Consider the following 19,239-nt stretch of genomic DNA (forward strand, 5'->3'; position numbering starts at 1 on the left):
GCATGACAGACTGGACTTTGATCGCGGGTGGGCGTTGCTCCAAGCAGCCTTGGCGCGTAGGAATTGTAGGCTTCGCTCCAGAAGAACAGCAGGTGTTCCTGCTCTCCGAGACGGACTGGGATGGGCTTCGCCAGCAATTACCCTTGGAGCCATTGATAGTCTACGGAAGAAGCAATGGCCTATTGTTCGAGCGCATTACCAATGCGGAGTCTTTCGATGGCGATGGCCTTTTGCTGGTCACCCATGAGCGTCGACAGCAGCCTGTATTCAATTTCATACCGCAACTGCCCCAATACCTATTGTTGCGTGTAGAGACTCAGCGAGCCCTTCTCTCAGACGAAACGGCATTTGCCAAGCTGTTCACTCCGGCGCCTGTGCCAAGTGCCGATGAACGATTGGTTTATTTAGATTCTCGGATATTGACTGATACCTCGTGTCCAAACCCGGAGGAGTGGGCCATTGCTCGGGCGCCTGATGAGCGAGATTATTCAAGGCTTTATCACCGCTCGGCCGACTTTTGGATCTATACCCTGACTTCTGCTATAGCTGCCAATGCGGCGGTTCTGCGTGGCATCGCGCCGCTCATGAGTATTATCATTCCGACATACAACTATGGGCGTTTTCTTGAGCAATGTGTCCGCTCTGTATTAGACCAAGGAGAGAATGACATTGAGGTGCTGGTGCTGGATAACTCCTCTACCGACCATACTCCCCAGGTTATGTCTACGTTCTCCACAGATTCGCGCGTGCGTTATATCCGCAATCGATACAACTACGGGGGAGGCTATAACTGGAGGAATGGTCTACGGATCGCTCAGGGGCGTTACTTCACCTTCTTGTCTGCTGATGACTATTTCAACCCGGGGCATTTGTCACGCCTGCTACCCATCCTAGAAAAAAATCCACAGACGGCTGTCGGTTATACCGGGATTCGCTGGGTTAACGACCAAGGGCAGGCATTGAGCCAGTCGCGTCACCCTGGATACTGGAATAGCGATTATGTGGGTGGCCGTAACGAGGTCGCAGATTTATTAATTCACGATTGTTATATGGCTCCCTCTGCTGTCATCTATCGTCGAGAGGCCTTCTGTAGGACATGGAATCCTGAGAAGACCTATGGCGCAGGCGATTGGGAAATGGCTGTACAGATGGCTGAGCAATATCCTGATTTTGCTTATGTTAATACGCCGGGGGTTAGTTATCGCTGGCATGGTGAGCAGGAATCCAACCGGTTTTATGCTTCTACCGAGCCGCTGGAAGCCCACCTCACTATTGTTGAAGGTGTTTTCCAGCGTAACGCGCAACACTACCTTAAGGGGCGGGAGCGCGAGGTAGTCGCACATATCGAACGTCGTCTCGCCTTGTTCCCTGGTGAGCATTCATCGTCTTTGGGAGTGCGTGCCAGAGCTTTGATTGAGCGCTTGGAAGCATTTTCTCATCCCCTGTTTTCCATCGTAGTTACTACTTATAACCGGCCGGTTTTGCTAGCAGATGCCTTGGCCAGTGTCGGTGCGCAAACACTGTGTGATTTCGAGGTCGTTCTGATCAACGACCATGGGGAGCCAGTGGAGCATCTACTGGGTAACTATGAATTCCCCATCACCTATGTCTATCAGGGGTACAACCGCGGACCAGCAGCGGCGCGTAATGCTGCCCATTGCTTGGCGCGTGGTCGCTATCTGGTTTATCTGGACGATGATGATCGGCTTTTGCCTGGACATTTGAGCGCTTTAGCGAACGCCCTGGAGCAACACCCAGGCAAGGTTGTATACAGCGATGCGGTGTTCCTCGTCGAAAGGATCGAAGGGGGAAGTCGTCATGTTCTCGGCGAGGAGCGGCGCTACCGACATGATCTGTATTCGCGTGAGCGATTGTTGGTGGACAACTACATCCCGATCAATACCTTCGCCTGGCCGAGAGCCCTCGTCGCAGAAGTAGGTGGTTTCGATGAGCGTTTACCTGGCCTTGAGGACTGGGACTTCCTTCTGCGTTTGGCTGCCAAAACGTCGTTCCATCATGTGCGTCAGGAAACCGTGCAGGTTCGTATGCGTGTGGGTGACGAGGAGCGGCGTTCGCTGCACGCCCTTAAGAGTTATCCAGCCCTGTATCGTGAGATTTACTCCAGGCATTCGGACTTAGGCAATGAGCGTGTCCAGAACGAGCGTACAGCCAAGCTCCTGCAGATAGGAGGCTCGTTTGTATCCGGCTCTAGAGGTGTAGTCGAAGACTGGGTCGCCGCGCGTACATGCTCACCCGCCCAGCAGCAGTTGGTTGCGCAGCGGCTGCAACAGTTCAATCAGGGACCTTCATTCACGGTTCTGATTTTGGATATGCAGGGAGAAGGTGACAAGCTTTCAAAAAGCCTGGAGTCGCTACGTCAGTTGCAGGGCATCATCGGCAACATCCAGTCGGTGGTGCTAACAGTTGCACAGTCGCATATGGATGATTTTTCTGGCCAGATCGTGACAGTAACGGAAGAGGACTGGGTTGCACCTCTTAATCAGGTATTGCATGACACCTCGTTCGATTGGTTGATCTTGGTCCGTGCTGGCGACGAGTTCACGGCCAATGGTTTGCTCATGGTTAGTTTGGAGCTGCTGGAAGCTCCGGAGTGCCGCGCAGTGTATTGCGATGAGCTCTACCGCCAGTCGGACGGACGCCTAGGCATTGCTCTTCGCCCAGCGTTCAATCTTGATTACCTGTTGAGCTTTCCAGCGGGAATGGCTCACCACTGGCTATTTCGGCGCGAGGTGCTGATCGAGGCGGGTGGTTTTGATGCTGATTTTAATGAAGCGCTTGAGTTCGAGGCTGTGCTGCGATTGGTCAATATCGCTGGTTTGGGTGGCTTGAAGCACGTCGCCGAACCTTTGCTAATTACAGATGCTCCAGTACTGGCTGATATCGAGGATGAACAGCGAGCGATCCTCAAACATTTGCAGGGCAGGGGATATGAACAGGCCCATGTTGCCTCTTCTCTTCCCGGGCGCTATCAGATCGATTACGGGCATGTGCAACAGTCACTGGTTTCAGTGTTGGTCATAGCGGGAAATCAACTGGCACGTTTGCAGCGTTGTGTAGAGAGCCTACTGGAAGCAACTCTTTATCCTCACTATGAACTGCTGTTGATTGAGAGCGATCCCTCAGCAAATGATGTGCATGAGTGGCTAAAAGCGCTCGAAGGGCTGGGTGAGCCGCGATTGCGGATGGTTTGGTCTTCCTCCATGCAATCAGAGTCAGCAGCGCTCAATCAGGCGGCTACGCAGGCGAACGGTGATTACTTGTTGCTGCTCTCACCCGACACAGCTGTTATCAACGGCACATGGTTGGATGCGATGGTCAACCATGCACAGCGCCCGGAAGTAGGTGCTGTCGGTAGTAAATTATTGGGCGCGGATGGAAAGGTACATCGCGCAGGGCTTGTTCTAGGATTTCATGGGCCGGTGGGTAGGCCTTTTGTGGGAGAAGCCCTAGATGCTCCAGGGTATATGCAGCGTCTGCAGGTTGATCAGAATTATTCCGCGCTGAGTAGCGAGTGTCTGATGGTCAGCAAGGCGTTGTTTCTGGAGGCTGGCGGTCTGGATGTGGATCCACTATTGGCTCGACAAGCAACTGTAGACCTATGCCTGAAGCTGCAGCAGGCGGGGTATCTGAATGTTTGGACGCCGCATGCGAAGCTACTGATAAACCGCTCTGAAACTGCAGAAGCGAGTAGTGCCGAAGATGATGCCATGTATGAGCGTTGGTTGCCGCTTTTGGCACGCGATCCGGCCTATAACTCGGGGCTATCTTTACAAGCAGGGTCAGCCTTCAAATTGGCCGATCCGCAATTGATTTGGCGTCCTTTGCAGAGTTGGCGCCCGCTGCCGAGCATCCTTGTCCATCCTGCAGATTCCCTGGGCTGTGGGCATTATCGAGTTACCCAGCCTTTTGAGGCGATGAAGAGTGGAGGGTTGATAGAAGGGGCATTGTCGATGGGGCTTATCCCCGTCGCTGATCTGGAGCGCTATGACCCGGATGTCATTGTGATGCAGCGACAGATTGGCGAGGAGCGACTGGAGGCCATGCGGCGAATCAAGGCGTTCTCACGTGCCTTCAAGGTTTATGAGCTGGATGACTACTTGCCCAATCTGCCGCTCAAGAGCATCCATCGCCAGCATATGCCTAAGGACATTCTCAAGACATTGCGTCGTGGCCTTGGTTATGTAGATCGGTTTGTCGTTTCCACGCCTGCATTGGCCGAGGCTTTTGCAGGCTTACATGAGGATATTCGGGTTATCGAGAACCGATTGCCCAAGGACTGGTGGTCGGAGCTGCAGGGGAGGCGGCAGGTCTCTCAACGCCCTCGCATTGGTTGGGCAGGCGGTTCCAGTCATACCGGTGATCTGGAAATGATTGCGGATGTTGTCAAGGAGCTGGCAAGCGAGGTCGACTGGGTGTTTTTTGGTATGTGCCCGGCCAGTATTCGCCCTTATGTAAAAGAGGTGCATGCAGGGATGGCAATCGAGTACTACCCGCAGGCGCTGGCAGCTCTGGATCTGGATCTTGCTCTGGCACCTGTGGAACAGAACCTGTTCAATGAGTGCAAGAGCAATCTGCGCCTTCTGGAGTACGGGGCCTGTGGTTTTCCGGTTATCTGCAGCGATGTGCGCTGCTACCAGGAGGATAACTTGCCGGTAATGCGTGTAAAGAACCGTTTCCGAGACTGGGTCGATGCCATTCGCGCTCACATTACGGATCTAGATGCGAGTGCCAGGGCTGGGGATGCGCTAAGGGAGGCTGTGCTCAGCGGCTGGATGCTGGAGGGAGAAAACCTTCTGGCTTGGCGCAGGGCTTGGATGCCAGACTGACTCCAGAGAAGTCCTCTTGGCAATTGATGGTCCCCAGCTCGCCCGTCAGATCTGAGCTGGGTTGTCTTGAGATTTATGCGTAAGTCTTTGTTTTTAGATGTCTAAAAAAATAAAGAGGATAGGTCAAAAAAAAGACTAAAGGTCCCGGAGCTAGCGCCGATACAAATTACGAATGCGAACTTTACGGGTGCCTGGGCGATGCCCACCCTAGGTCGCAAGCTCAGGCAAACATTTAGTCCTTGGAGGACATGACCATGGCCTTGACCGTTAATACCAACATTGCTTCGTTGAACACTCAACGTAACCTCAACTCGTCTTCCAGCTCGCTGAACAACTCTCTGCAGCGTCTTTCGACTGGTTCGCGCATCAACAGTGCCAAAGACGATGCAGCAGGGCTGCAGATCGCCAACCGTCTGACCAGTCAGGTCAACGGCCTGAACGTTGCGGTTAAAAACTCCAACGACGGTATCTCCCTGGCGCAGACCGCTGAAGGTGCCTTGCAGCAGTCCACCAACATTCTGCAACGTATGCGGGATCTGGCTCTGCAATCGGCCAACGGTTCCAACAGCGATAAAGAGCGTACTGCGCTGAACTCTGAAGTGAAGCAACTGCAGAAAGAACTGGATCGTATCAGCAACACCACCACCTTCGGTGGTCGCAAATTGCTTGATGGTACTTTCGGTGTTGCCAGCTTCCAGGTTGGCTCCGCTGCCAACGAAATCATCAGTGTTGGCATTGACGAAATGAGCGCCGATTCGTTGAAAGGCACTTACTTCGAAACTGCTTTCGGTAATGCAGCTGCTGCAACTGCAAGTGGTACAGCCACCATGGTTCTTACCCTTAGCGAGGGCGGTCCTGTAACTGTCACAGCGGATCTGAAAAAGGGTGATACTGCTGAGCAGGTTACTGCAAAACTGGCAGCAGCCATCAATGATGCCAACATGGGCGTCGGTGTAAACAAGGACGCAAATGACGTTTACCAGATCGTCTCCAAGGCGGACAGCAAGGGCGTCAATATTCTAACGTCCTTTACTTTCGCAGCCGGTACTACAGGCGCGACCTATACTCCTCCTGCTGTGAGCCAAACTGCTCAGACTGCAGACACCATCAAAGATATTGATATCGGTGATGCGGCAGGTGCTCAGGCTGCAGTCTTGGTGATCGATGATGCGATCAAGCAAATCGATGCTCAGCGTGCTGATCTGGGGGCGGTGCAAAACCGCTTCGAGAATACTATTGCCAACCTGCAGAATATTGGTGAGAACGTATCGGCTGCTCGCGGTCGTATCGAAGACACAGACTTCGCTGCAGAAACAGCTAACCTGACCAAGATGCAAGTTCTGCAGCAAGCAGGTACTGCGATCCTGGCACAGGCAAACCAACTGCCCCAGTCGGTACTTAGCCTTCTCCGCTAATACGGATTTAGGTAAGTTGTCACAACGGGGGGAAGCGCTTGCGCTTCTCCCCGTCTTGCCATGAGAGGTGACGAAATGGACCTGGTTAACCTGGATACCAAAATTGCTGGTGCTGTTGTGCGCTTGCCAGTCGCAAAGGCTGCAAAGGATGGCGCCGAGTCTCAACAGGCTGAGCGCGTTAATGCTGAGAAAACAGATGCTTCGTACGCTGAGATTGAGCAAGCTGTTACAGCTATCGAAACATACACACAGAGCATCAGTCGTAACTTGAACTTCAGCCTCGATGAGTCGTCAGGGCGTGTTGTGGTAAAGGTCACAGATGGAAGCTCTGGTGAAGTCATCAGGCAAATTCCATCTGAAGATGCGCTAAAACTTGCGGAGAGCCTTGATCAGGTGCGAAGCCTGTTGTTCAAGGCTCAGGCGTGACTGCGGCATGATTATTGTATGGATGGGCTATCGGCGCTGAGTGGCGTCAACAGGCTGGCGAGGTGATATATGGCGAACCCTACGACGTTAAATGGCTACAACACACAGTTGGATATCAAGTCTTTGGTATCGAGCATGGTTGCTGCCGAGCGAGCGCCAAAGGAGTCTCAACTCACCAGGCTGGAAAAGACCACCACAGCCAAGATATCTGGTGTGGGTCAGCTAAAAAATGCGATAGCAGATTTACAGACCGCGCTGAAGGACTTGAACAAGCCTGAGCTGTATCAGAGTCGTACAGCAGCGTCTTCAGATACCAAACTGTTGACCGCTACGGCAACCAAGAGTGCTATGGCGGGCGTCTATAGTGTCGAAATAGGCAAGCTGGCAACAGCGAGCAAGGTTGCTACAGCGCCGGTGGCCGATGGTGCAGATCATGTGTTCGCGAGCGGTGGCTCGCTGACCGTGAGCCTTGGAAGTAATTCATTGCGAGAAATCGACGTCAAGCCCAATGCCACGTTGAAAGATGTTCGAGATGCAATAAACACCCAGCTCAAGAATGATGGTGTCAGCGCCAACATCATTACCGACCCCAAGTCGGGGGAGTCGCGCTTGGTGTTGTCTTCCTCCAAGACTGGGGCCGGCAATGACCTCACAGTTTCAGTGACGGGGGCGAGTCTGCAAGGGTTGGCAATCCCGCCTAAGGGCACTCCTGGTGGTGATGTCAGTTATCTTTCGATGGCAGAAGATGCCGAGTTCAGCATCGATGGGCTTCAGATGACGAGCGCAACCAATAACGTGGAGAATGTTATTGACGGCGTAACGCTCGCGCTTACCTCGGTAACCGAAGCTAATAAGCCTATTACACTGACAGTTGAGCAGGATAAAACAGCTGTAAGTGCTAGCGTCAAAAAGTTCGTCGATGCTTACAACAAACTGATTAACGTGACAAATTCCTTGACCAGCGTTACCTCTGTGGGCGAAGACAAAGCGCCTGTCACAGGTGCCTTGGTTGGCGATGCTACGGTTCGATCTCTATTGACCAGCGTTCGTGGCGAACTGGGCAAGGTCTCTGGCGGTGGCGATGTTCGTTTGCTGGCAGATCTTGGCATCAGCACCCAAAAAGACGGAACGCTGAAGATCGATGACAAAAAACTCGACAAGATTTTGACTGATAATTTCGAGTCAGTATCGGGTTTTTTCACGGGGGATAGTGGGCTGATGAGCCGACTTGATGAGAGGCTTACCCCGTATACTCAAACCGGAGGTACGCTGCAGCAGCGCACGGACGGTTTGCAAGGCACCATGACGTCAGTTAGTAAGCAGCGTGTCGATTTGAATCTGCGGATGGACAAGCTGGAAGCCCGCCTTCTCAAGCAATTCAACGCAATGGATAGTTTGGTGGGCCAGCTCAATCAGACCAGTAGCCGTTTGTCACAGACGCTCGCGAGCCTTCCTGGCGTAGTTAAGTGAAGAGTTCTACCTTTCTTCATCCTTCTTTCGTTTCTTTCCCCAGTAGCGGTGACCGGCCAATATGGATTACCGCTACTATTCTTTAGGCCAGCTCTGGCTCTTATCCTCACTGCAGGTACAGCTTTAAAGAAAAAGGCTGCGTTAGCAGGGGGCATCTTGAACTGCTTATTTAGTGGGGCTATGGAAGGGGTTTCCACTTCTGTGCGTATGCTATCGACAATGCTTTCTAGCTCTTGGTAGAGCTGGGCAATGGCTGAAGGCGTAAGCGAAAGAGCTAAAGCTTTGATCCTGGTGACCGATACAGAAGGTATCTAGTTCATGATTAAGGTTTATGACATGAATGCCATGGCAGCTATGCGTCAATACCAGACCGTCAACACCCAGGCGCAAGCAACTGAGGCGAGTCCGCATCAGTTGATTCAGATGCTTATGGATGGGGGGCTGACGCGAATGGCCCAGGCGCGGGGTGCGCTGGAGCGTGGCGAGGTCAGCCTTAAGGGGGAGCTGATTGGAAAGGCTATTGCCATTGTTGGCGGTCTGCGTGATGGTTTGAACCTGCGCGAAGGTGGTGAGATTGCCCAGAACCTGAATAGCCTTTATGAATACATGAGTGTTCGTCTACTCGAGGCGAGCAAAGACAATGATGTCGCGAAGCTGGATGAGGTTGTCGGATTGCTGCGCAATATCAAATCGGGGTGGGATGCCATCGCCCCTGCAGCGTGACCGTGAGGAAATAACATGAGTTCACCTGTACAACATCTCGAAGACACCGGTAGCGCGCTGCGCGAGGCGCTTGCGTGCAGCGACTGGGCTGCTATTGGCGAGCTTGATTTGCAGTGCCGGCAGGCTGTGGAAGACGCAATGTCTGATATAGGTTCTGACGATGCAAGGCTACGTGAGCGTATGGAGGAGCTGCTTTCTCTGTACCAGGAAATAGTTTCGGCTTGCCGAGAAGAGCAGCAGCGTATTGCTGGTGCACTTATCGAGGTCAATCAAGCCAAGCAAGGCGCGAAGGTTTATCAGCTTTTCGTTTGATTCCATTTTTCTACTGCACTGGACTTGGTCTTTCGGCCAAGTCTCACAACCCCTATACATAAAATCCCTTAGAGCTGTCAGAGTCTGCAGCAGGTAGGAATTTTCACGTCATTAAATTGACTATTGTGTGAAAATTGACTTTACTGGTGGCCAATTGCCGGCGCTCTCCTAGGGGGGCTTTCTTCGCTCCTAGGATCAGATTGACGACTATGTGGCGTGAAACCAAGATTCTGCTGATTGATGACAACAGCGAACGCCGACGTGATTTGTCGGTCATTCTCAACTTCCTCGGTGAAGAGCACCTTGCCTGCTCTGGATCTGATTGGAAGGCCACCGTTTCTTCTCTGGAGTCCAGTAGAACCGTATTGTCTGTTCTGCTTGGCACGGTCGAAACCAAGGGTGGTACCTTGGAGCTGCTCAAGCAGTTGACCGTATGGGATGAAAATATCCCCATCCTGCTTATCGATGACCAGGCGCCTGCAGATTGGCCTGAGGACATCCGCCGCCGTGTACTGGCCAGCCTGGAAATGCCGCCCAGCTACAACAAATTGCTTGATTCCCTGCATCGTGCTCAGGTCTATCGTGAAATGTACGATCAGGCTCGCGAGCGTGGGCGGCAGCGCGAACCTAACCTGTTTCGCAGCTTGGTCGGCACTAGCCGCGCCATCCACCAGGTGCGACAGATGATGCAGCAGGTCGCCGATACCGAGGCGAGCGTGCTGATTCTGGGCGAGTCGGGTACCGGCAAGGAAGTGGTCGCCCGCAACTTGCACTACCACTCCAAGCGTCGCGAGGCGCCTTTCGTTCCGGTCAACTGCGGGGCGATCCCTGCTGAGCTGCTGGAAAGCGAGCTATTCGGCCACGAGAAGGGGGCATTCACAGGCGCCATCACCAGCCGGGCCGGACGGTTCGAACTGGCCAACGGCGGTACCCTGTTTCTCGATGAGATCGGCGATATGCCGCTGCCCATGCAGGTCAAGTTGCTGCGGGTACTTCAGGAGCGCACATTCGAGCGTGTGGGCAGCAACAAGACCCAGAGTGCGGACGTACGCATCATCGCTGCGACACACAAGGATCTGGAGAAGATGATCGAGAACGGAACCTTCCGCGAGGATCTCTACTACCGCCTGAATGTGTTTCCGATTGAAATGGCACCGTTACGTGAGCGGGTGGAGGATATCCCCCTGTTGATGAATGAGTTGATTTCGCGGATGGAGTTCGAGAAGCGTGGCTCCATTCGTTTCAACTCCGCGGCGATCATGTCGCTGTGCCGGCATGACTGGCCGGGCAACGTGCGCGAGCTGGCCAACCTGGTCGAGCGCATGGCGATCATGCATCCCTATGGGGTGATCGGTGTTGGTGAGTTGCCGAAGAAGTTTCGTCATGTCGATGATGACGACGAGCAGATGGCAATCACGTTGCGTGAAGAGTTCGAAGAGCGTGCGGCTATTGGCGCCGGTTTGCCTGACCTGACTGCCACGGCGATGCTCCCGCCCGAGGGGCTTGATCTCAAGGATTACCTGGGGAGCCTGGAGCAAGGGTTGATTCAGCAGGCCCTGGATGATGCGGCCGGTGTTGTGGCACGAGCAGCTGAGCGTCTGCGAATTCGTCGAACCACGTTGGTCGAGAAGATGCGCAAGTACGGCATGAGCCGACGGGATGATGAGGGCGGCGAAGACGACTGAGTTATCTTGTCGTTTCGCCAGAGAAAGCCGGAGCTTTGACACAGACTCCGGCTTTGTTTTTTAAGTTATTGAAAATAACATGTATTTTTTTAGGCACGAGGATTGCTATGTCTCTATGGACTGACCGTCTATTGACGGTTTGCCACGTGAGAGAGAAGCATGAGCTCAGTTGCCGAACAGTTCCCCAATCCTGAAGCCGTTGCCAATGCACCGGTAGAGCAGGCTAGTCGCGAGAGCCTGGAACAGGCCTTTTCCCTGTTCAATCAGATGTCGACTCAGCTTACGGCCTCCTACAGCATGCTGGAGGCTCGGGTGTCCGAGTTGAAAGGGCAACTGGCTTTGGTCAGTGCCCAGCGGATGCAGGAACTGGCCGAGAAAGAACGGCTGGCCGATCGTTTGCAAAGCTTGCTGGATCTATTGCCTGGCGGCGTCATTGTCATAGACGGTCAGGGCGTGGTGCACGAGGCGAATCCCGTTGCGCGTGCGCTCCTGGATAAGCCGCTGGTAGGCATGCTCTGGCGAGAAGTAATCGCCCGCAATTTCGCCCCGCGTAAAGATGATGGCCACGAAATCTCTCTCAAGGATGGTCGCCGTCTGTCCATCGCTACTCGTTCGCTGCGCGGTGAGCCTGGGCAGTTGGTACTGCTGACCGATCTGACAGAAACCCGTCGGCTGCAGGATGAACTGGCCCGACACGAGCGTCTCTCATCCCTGGGGCGAATGGTCGCCTCACTGGCTCATCAGATACGTACGCCCTTATCGGCTGCATTGCTCTATGCCAGCCACCTCTGCGAACAGCAATTGCCGTTGGAGCAGCAGCAGCGGTTCGCCGGCCGCCTGAAAGAGCGTTTGCATGAGTTAGAGCATCAGGTGCGCGACATGCTGGTATTTGCCCGTGGTGAATTGCCATTGCCAGATCGCCTGACGCCCACAGCATTGTTCGATGCCTTGCGTGCTGCCGCCGACCCTCATGTGCAGGGGATGAACGTGCGTTGGCAGTGCGATGTGCATGCGGGAGAGTTGCTGTGCAATCGCGATACCTTGGTAGGCACCGTGCTCAATCTGATCGAAAACTCGATCCAGGCTGCGGGCCGTGAGGCTCGTCTGAAAATTCACCTGTACACCCGTGGCAATAGCTTGCGCCTGACTGTCAGTGATAACGGGCAGGGCATCGACACAGCCACCATGGCACGTCTGGGCGAGCCATTTTTCACGACAAAAACCACCGGAACAGGGTTGGGGCTGGCTGTCGTTCAATCTGTCGCACGCGCTCACCAAGGGGAATTGCAGTTGCGTTCCCGGGTCGCTCGTGGCACATGCGCCACCCTCGTTCTACCGCTGATTCATGTAAATCAGCCAGCGATTCAATCCACCTTTCAGTCCGTCGTTCAGGAGTAGGTCATGACTGCCAAAATTCTACTGGTCGAAGACGATCGCGCCTTGCGCGAAGCCCTGGCGGATACCCTGCTGCTCGGAGGACATGATTACCGAGCGGTTGAATGCGCCGAAGATGCGCTGGAGGCATTGACCGAGGAGCCTTTCGGACTGGTCGTTAGTGACGTCAACATGCCTGGCATGGATGGCCATCAGTTGCTTGGGCTGATTCGCAGCCGCTACCCACAACTACCGGTTTTGCTGATGACCGCCTATGGCGCTGTCGAGCGTGCCGTCGAGGCCATGCGTCAGGGGGCAGCGGATTACTTGGTCAAACCGTTTGAGCCCAAGACCTTGCTTGACCTGGTTGACCGGCATGCACTGGGGCGCGTGAGCGCATCCAGCGATGAGGGGCCGATCGCTAGCGAACCGGCGAGTCAGCAGTTGCTGGATCTGGCCGCGCGCGTGGCGCAGAGCGATTCCACCGTATTGATTTCCGGAGAGTCCGGTACGGGCAAGGAAGTGCTGGCGCGTTATATCCACCAGCAGTCACCACGCGCCAACAAACCGTTCATTGCCATCAACTGTGCGGCGATCCCAGACAACATGTTGGAGGCCACGTTGTTCGGCCATGAGAAGGGAGCCTTTACCGGGGCGATTGCTGCACAACCTGGCAAGTTCGAACTGGCTGAGGGCGGCACTATCTTGCTGGATGAAATCTCCGAAATGCCGCTTGGCCTGCAGGCCAAGTTGCTGCGGGTTCTGCAAGAGCGTGAGGTGGAGCGGGTCGGGGCGCGCAAGCCGATTAACCTGGATATTCGTGTGCTGGCGACCACCAACCGCGACCTTGCAGGCGAAGTCGCTGCTGGGCGCTTTCGGGAAGACTTGTACTACCGACTCTCTGTCTTCCCGCTAGCCTGGCGTGCCTTGCGTGAGCGGCCTGCCGACATTTTGCCGTTAGCCGAGCGCCTTCTGGCCAAACACGTCAAAAAAATGAATCACGCGGCGGTGCAACTCTCACCCCAGGCGCGCGCCAGCCTGGTTGCGCATACCTGGCCGGGCAACGTGCGTGAGCTGGATAACGCCATTCAGCGTGCCTTGATTCTGCAGCAGGGCGGGCAGATTCAACCGCATGATCTGTGCCTGACTACGCTCATCGGCATGCCGGTAACCGCTGTGGCACCGAAACCCTTGAGCCTGGTGTCGACTTCAGAGCGGCCGGTTGTCGAGCCTCAGGGTGGGGATGTGAGTGGTGTACTGGGCGAGGATCTGCGTCGCCGCGAGTTTGAGTTGATCATTGATACGCTGCGCTCCGAGCGGGGCCGTCGCAAGGAGGCTGCCGAGCGTCTGGGCATCAGCCCGCGTACTCTGCGTTACAAGCTGGCGCAGATGCGTGATGCCGGTATGGATGTCGAGGCGTATCTGTTCGCCAGTTGAAGAGCAGCTTTGACGGCAGGGATAAACCGGCTGTCGATCATAGTTTTCACCTGGGCTCCTATTTGGCTGGCTCCTGCGACTGGCAGGGCCGGCTCATTCCTTCTGCTTTGCACGACGTCTTGGTCTGTCGACGCTTCAATGCTGCGTTGAATAAGCTGTAATGCCTATCTGGCATCCTTGTTGCTAATACACCTGTATAGAGCCGCGTAGCGTCAAAAAACTGCGGCTGATGGAGGAAGGTCATGAGCCAAGGTATCGAATTCAATCGCCTGATGTTGGAAATGCGCTCCATGCAAATGGATGCTATGGCCAAGCAGCGACCTGCTGCCGTCAGTGCACCAGAGCCAGGCGCTCCGAGCTTCTCGGAAATGCTGGGGCAGGCGGTGAACAAGGTGAGCGAGACCCAGCAGGCCTCCAACCAGTTGGCGACAGCATTCGAGATGGGCCAGAGTGGTGTCGATATCAGTGATGTGATGATCGCCTCGCAGAAAGCCAGCGTATCCTTCCAGGCGATGACTCAGGTACGCAATAAGCTGGTTCAGGCGTATCAAGACATCATGCAGATGCCGGTTTAACAGGGCGGAATTGAGTCATGGCTGAAGCAGTCGCTGCAAACGTACCTGCCACCACTTCTTCCGGTGAGAAGAAGCCCTTGTTCGGGCTCACCTTCCTGGAAAACCTTTCCGAGATGACCATGCTGCGTCAGGTCGGCCTGCTGGTCGGTCTGGCTGCCAGCGTGGCAATCGGTTTCGCCGTGGTGCTCTGGTCACAACAGCCGGACTACAGTCCCCTGTATGGCAGCCTGGCGGGTATGGATGCCAATCAGGTCGTTGAAACCCTGAATGCTGCCGACATCAGCTACACCGTTGATCCCAGCTCTGGCGCACTGCTGGTCAAGTCGTCCGACCTTGGCCGTGCTCGCCTCAAACTGGCCAGCGCAGGCATTACGCAGAACGACGGCAACATCGGTTACGAGATACTCGACAAGGAACAAGGCCTGGGTACCAGCCAGTTCATGGAGGCGACCCGCTATCGTCGCGGCCTGGAAGGGGAGTTGGCGCGGACCATTTCCAGCCTGAACAACGTCAAGGGTGCCCGTGTGCACCTGGCAATCCCGAAAAGCTCGGTGTTCGTTCGTGACGAACGCAAGCCAAGCGCTTCGGTTCTGGTCGAGCTGTATCCGGGCCGTGGCCTGGAGCCGAGCCAGGTCATGGCCATCGTCAATCTGGTTTCGACCAGTGTGCCGGAGCTGGGTAAATCGCAAATCACTGTAGTCGACCAGAAAGGCACGCTGCTGTCCGATCAGCAGGAACTGTCCGAGCTGACCATGGCTGGCAAGCAGTTCGACTACAGCCGACGGATGGAAAGCCTGTTTACCCAGCGTGTGCACAATATCCTGCAACCGGTCCTGGGCAATGGTCGCTACAAGGCGGAGGTTTCCGCAGATGTGGACTTCAGTGCGGTCGAGTCGACCTCGGAGATGTTCAACCCCGACCAACCAGCGTTGCGCAGCGAGCAACAGGTCAACGAACAGCGCTCCAGCAGCCTCGGCCCGCAGGGCGTGCCCGGCGCCCTGAGCAACCAGCCACCAGGTGCGGCGTCGGCGCCACAGCAAGCGACTGCCGCCGCTACGCCTGCCGGTCCGGTACAGCCGGGTCAGCCGCTGCTCGATTCCAATGGCCAACAGATCATGGACCCGGCCACTGGCCAACCGATGCTGGCGCCTTATCCGGCGGACAAGCGCGAGCAGTCCACGCGTAATTTCGAACTCGATCGTTCGATCAGCTACACCAAACAGCAGCAAGGGCGCTTGCGCCGACTTTCGGTCGCCGTGGTGCTGGATGACCAGGCCAAGATCGGTGAGAACGGCCAGGTTACGCATGCCCCCTGGAATGCTGCTGATCTGGAGCGTTTCACTCGCCTGGTGCAAGACGCCGTGGGCTTCGATGCCAGCCGTGGCGACAGCGTCAGCGTGATCAATGCTCCGTTCGCACCGAATATCGGTGAAGTGTTCGACATGCCCTGGTATCAGAGTGAACTGTTCCTGATGGCCATGAGCGGCCTGAAGCAGCTCTTCCCGGCGCTGCTGATCCTGATTCTGGTGTGGTTCGTCCTGCGCCCGGTGCTGAACAACATCACTGGCGGTGGTAAGCAGGGACTTGCTGGTGGTCGCGATAGTGATGTGGAGCTGGGTGAAATGGGTGGCCTGGTCGGTGAGCTATCGGCAGATCGTGTCAGTCTCGGTGGCCCACAAAGCATCCTGCTGCCGAGCCCTTCTGAGGGGTATGATGCACAGCTCAATGCCATCAAAGGTCTGGTGGCAGAAGATCCGGGCCGTGTCGCCCAAGTCGTGAAAGATTGGATCAATGCCGATGAGTGATAATCGCAGCGTCGCCAAGCTGAACAAGGTCGATAAGGCCGCCATTCTGCTGTTGTCCCTCGGTGAAACCGATGCTGCGCAGGTGCTGCGCCATCTGGGGCCGAAGGAAGTACAGCGCGTTGGCGTGGCCATGGCCGGCATGCGCAATATCAATCGCGAGCAGGTCGAGCAGGTCATGGGCGAGTTCGTCGACATCGTCGGCGACCAGACCAGCCTGGGCGTTGGCGCCGACGGTTACATCCGCAAGATGCTCACCCAGGCACTGGGCGAGGACAAGGCCGGCAACCTGATCGACCGTATCCTGCTCGGTGGCAGCACCAGCGGCCTGGATAGCCTGAAATGGATGGAACCACGTGCCGTCGCCGATGTGATCCGCTATGAGCACCCGCAGATCCAAGCCATTGTTGTGGCCTATCTGGACCCGGACCAGGCTGGCGAAGTGCTCAGCCATTTCGACCACAAGGTACGCCTGGATATCGTGCTGCGCGTTTCCTCGTTGAACACCGTGCAGCCGGCTGCATTGAAGGAACTCAACCTGATCCTGGAGAAACAGTTCTCCGGGAGCGCCAACACCACCCGTGCCAGCCTGGGCGGCGTGAAGCGTGCGGCCGATATCATGAACTTCCTCGACAGTTCGATCGAAGGCCAACTGATGGATTCGATTCGCGAAGTCGACGAAGACCTTTCGACCCAGATCGAAGACCTCATGTTCGTCTTCGACAATCTGGCCGATGTCGACGACCGTGGCATCCAGGCGCTGCTGCGCGAGGTGTCGTCCGATGTGCTGGTCCTGGCCTTGAAAGGCTCGGATGAAGCGATCAAGGACAAGGTGTTCAAGAACATGTCCAAGCGCGCTGCAGAACTGCTGCGCGACGACCTCGAAGCGAAAGGGCCGGTGCGTGTCAGTGACGTCGAAACCGCGCAGAAGGAAATTCTCACCATTGCTCGTCGCATGGCCGAGTCCGGCGAGATTGTTCTCGGTGGTGCCGGCGGCGAAGCGATGATCTAAGCGGCGGGTACCCGGCATGGCCAACAAGGAAGCGCCCAGCGAACTCATTCGCGCCAAGGACATCAGTGGTTTCGACCGTTGGGCCTTGCCCAGTTTTGACCCTGAGGTTGAGCACGTAGCAGAGGCCGAGGCAGGCGAGGAAGAAGTCGCTGTTGCCGAGCCCGAAGCAGCGGCCCAGAGCGAGGATGTAGCGGTTGAGGACGTCAAACCGCTGACGCTCGATGATGTTGAGGCCATTCGCCAGGATGCCTATAACGAAGGTTTTTCTACTGGCGAGAAGGACGGCTTCCGGGCTGGACAACTGAAGGCCAAGCAGGAAGGCGACGCGGCTCTGGCGCTCAAGCAAGAAAGCCTCGAACAGCTCATGCAGCATCTGTTTGATCCGATTGCCGAGCAGGACCAGGCTCTGGAGCAGGGTATGGTTCACCTGGTCAGTCTGATCGCCCGGCAGGTGGTGCAGCGGGAGCTGAGTACCGACTCCAGCCAAATCCGCCATGTTCTGCGCGAGGCGCTCAAGCTGTTACCGATGGGCGCGAGCAATATCCGTATTCATGTAAATCCCCAGGATTTCGCTGCAATCAAGGCGTTGCGCGAGCGTCATGAAGAAACCTGGCGCATCCTCGAGGATGAGGCTCTGTTACCAGGCGGTTGCCGGGTCGAGACTGAACACAGTCGGATCGACGCCAGCATCGAAACGCGACTGGCCCAGGCCATGAAGCAACTCTTCGACCAGCAACGTGAGCATGCCACTACGCCGGCCGAGCCCGATATCAGCATTGATCTGGATACGCCGCATGCGCCTTGAGCGCCTCAGTTTTGCCAAACGCCTGGCGGGCTATAACGAGGCCGTCGAGCTGCCCAGTCAGCCCGTTGTCGAAGGTCGCCTGTTACGGATGGTCGGGCTGACCCTGGAAGCAGAGGGGCTGCGAGCCGCACTCGGCAGCCGCTGCCTGGTCATCAACGATGACAGTTACCACCCGGTGCAGGTCGAGGCCGAGGTCATGGGGTTTTCCTCGGGGAAGATCTACCTGATGCCAGTTGGCAGCCTGGCGGGCATCGCTCCGGGGGCCCGCGTGGTGCCGCTGCCGGATACCGGCCGTTTGCCGATGGGTATGTCCATGCTGGGCCGCGTGCTGGATGGCACTGGCCGTGCGCTGGATGGCAAAGGCGGGATGAAGGCCGAAGATTGGGTGCCGATGGATGGCCCAACCATCAACCCGCTCAATCGCGATCCCATCAGTCAGCCACTGGATGTCGGCATCCGCTCAATCAACGGCCTGCTCACGGTAGGCCGTGGCCAGCGCCTTGGTCTGTTCGCTGGTACCGGTGTGGGTAAATCGGTTCTGCTGGGCATGATGACGCGCTTTACCGAGGCGGAGATCATCGTGGTTGGCCTGATCGGTGAGCGCGGCCGTGAGGTCAAGGAGTTCATCGACGAGATCCTTGGCGAAGAGGGTATCAAGCGCTCCGTCGTAGTGGCCTCGCCAGCGGATGATGCGCCGTTGATGCGGCTGCGTGCGGCCATGTATTGCACGCGTATCGCCGAGTATTTCCGGGACAAGGGAAAGAATGTATTGCTGCTGATGGATTCGTTGACGCGCTTTGCCCAGGCCCAGCGTGAAATTGCTTTGGCCATCGGTGAGCCGCCGGCGACAAAGGGCTATCCGCCGTCGGTGTTTGCCCGCTTGCCAAAATTGGTCGAGCGGGCCGGTAATGCTGAGGCGGGTGGTGGTTCGATCACCGCGTTTTATACCGTACTCAGTGAGGGTGATGATCAACAGGACCCCATCGCCGATGCGGCACGTGGGGTGCTTGATGGTCACTTCGTGCTGTCCCGGCGTCTGGCTGAGGAAGGGCATTACCCAGCTATCGATATCGAAGCCTCTATCAGCCGCGTGATGCCTCAGGTCGTCAGCCCTGAACACATGCGCAACGCGCAGCGTTTCAAGCAGTTGTGGTCGCGCTTCCAGCAGAGTCGTGACCTGATCAGTGTGGGGGCTTATGTGCCGGGTGGCGACCCGGATACGGACCTGGCCATTGCACGTCAGCCGGCCATGGCGCGCTATCTCCATCAGGGCTTGCATGAAAGTGAAGGACTTGAAGAAAGCGCAGCGCAGTTGGCGCAACTACTCAATCCAGGGGCTCCGGGTGGTTGATAAGT

14 protein-coding genes are annotated in these 19,239 nt (G+C 56.0%); all 14 read left to right on the forward strand.

The features are described 5' to 3' along the window. Positions 1 to 2: 2 nt before the first annotated feature. The 14 genes from ACWPW0_RS10740 (at position 3) to fliI (ending at position 19,234) form a co-directional block, all read left to right on the forward strand. Complete coding sequence (locus tag ACWPW0_RS10740) at positions 3 to 4,847, forward strand: glycosyltransferase (RefSeq protein ID WP_454255320.1); 4,845 nt, start codon at positions 3 to 5, stop codon at positions 4,845 to 4,847. Between the two features lie 254 nt (positions 4,848 to 5,101). Next, positions 5,102 to 6,262, forward strand: a complete 1,161-nt coding sequence (locus tag ACWPW0_RS10745) for a flagellin (protein ID WP_447591923.1) — start codon at positions 5,102 to 5,104, stop codon at positions 6,260 to 6,262. 75 nt (positions 6,263 to 6,337) lie between these two features. Further along, positions 6,338 to 6,688, forward strand: a complete 351-nt coding sequence (locus ACWPW0_RS10750) for a flagellar protein FlaG (RefSeq protein ID WP_454255321.1) — start codon at positions 6,338 to 6,340, stop codon at positions 6,686 to 6,688. Positions 6,689 to 6,757: 69 nt separating this feature from the next. Next, on the forward strand, positions 6,758 to 8,158 hold the full coding sequence (gene fliD / locus ACWPW0_RS10755; RefSeq protein ID WP_447591920.1) for a flagellar filament capping protein FliD: 1,401 nt from the start codon (positions 6,758 to 6,760) through the stop codon (positions 8,156 to 8,158). A 336-nt stretch (positions 8,159 to 8,494) separates the two neighbouring features. Beyond that, complete coding sequence (fliS, locus tag ACWPW0_RS10760; protein ID WP_447595656.1) at positions 8,495 to 8,881, forward strand: flagellar export chaperone FliS; 387 nt, start codon at positions 8,495 to 8,497, stop codon at positions 8,879 to 8,881. Between the two features lie 15 nt (positions 8,882 to 8,896). Next, entirely contained in the window at positions 8,897 to 9,193 is a 297-nt protein-coding gene (locus ACWPW0_RS10765; protein WP_447591918.1) for a flagellar protein FliT, read from the forward strand. Positions 9,194 to 9,402: 209 nt separating this feature from the next. After that, positions 9,403 to 10,878 carry a sigma-54 dependent transcriptional regulator gene (locus ACWPW0_RS10770; RefSeq protein WP_447591916.1) on the forward strand — a complete coding sequence of 492 codons (1,476 nt, stop codon included), beginning with the start codon at positions 9,403 to 9,405 and terminating at the stop codon, positions 10,876 to 10,878. A 159-nt stretch (positions 10,879 to 11,037) separates the two neighbouring features. Continuing rightward, the gene (locus ACWPW0_RS10775) at positions 11,038 to 12,276 is read left to right on the forward strand and encodes a sensor histidine kinase (protein ID WP_454255322.1); all 1,239 of its coding nucleotides are present in this window, start codon (positions 11,038 to 11,040) and stop codon (positions 12,274 to 12,276) included. Positions 12,277 to 12,279: 3 nt separating this feature from the next. Continuing rightward, positions 12,280 to 13,689: a sigma-54-dependent response regulator transcription factor FleR gene (gene fleR, locus ACWPW0_RS10780; RefSeq protein WP_454255323.1), complete on the forward strand. Its 1,410-nt coding sequence runs from the start codon at positions 12,280 to 12,282 to the stop codon at positions 13,687 to 13,689. Positions 13,690 to 13,931: 242 nt separating this feature from the next. Further along, entirely contained in the window at positions 13,932 to 14,264 is a 333-nt protein-coding gene (gene fliE, locus ACWPW0_RS10785; protein WP_447591910.1) for a flagellar hook-basal body complex protein FliE, read from the forward strand. Positions 14,265 to 14,281: 17 nt separating this feature from the next. Beyond that, positions 14,282 to 16,069, forward strand: a complete 1,788-nt coding sequence (gene fliF / locus ACWPW0_RS10790; RefSeq protein WP_454255324.1) for a flagellar basal-body MS-ring/collar protein FliF — start codon at positions 14,282 to 14,284, stop codon at positions 16,067 to 16,069. Continuing rightward, positions 16,062 to 17,078, forward strand: coding sequence for a flagellar motor switch protein FliG (gene fliG / locus ACWPW0_RS10795; protein ID WP_447591906.1), 1,017 nt, complete (start codon positions 16,062 to 16,064; stop codon positions 17,076 to 17,078). Before fliF ends, fliG begins: the two co-directional genes overlap by 8 nt. 16 nt (positions 17,079 to 17,094) lie before the next feature. Next, entirely contained in the window at positions 17,095 to 17,883 is a 789-nt protein-coding gene (gene fliH, locus ACWPW0_RS10800; RefSeq protein ID WP_447591904.1) for a flagellar assembly protein FliH, read from the forward strand. After that, a complete protein-coding gene (gene fliI / locus ACWPW0_RS10805) occupies positions 17,873 to 19,234 on the forward strand; it encodes a flagellar protein export ATPase FliI (RefSeq protein WP_454255325.1) in 1,362 nt (453 codons plus the stop codon). The genes fliH and fliI overlap by 11 nt, the downstream gene beginning before the upstream one ends. The last annotated feature ends 5 nt before the right edge of the window (positions 19,235 to 19,239 follow it).

It is taken from the genome of Pseudomonas sp. Marseille-Q8238, assembly GCF_965111915.1.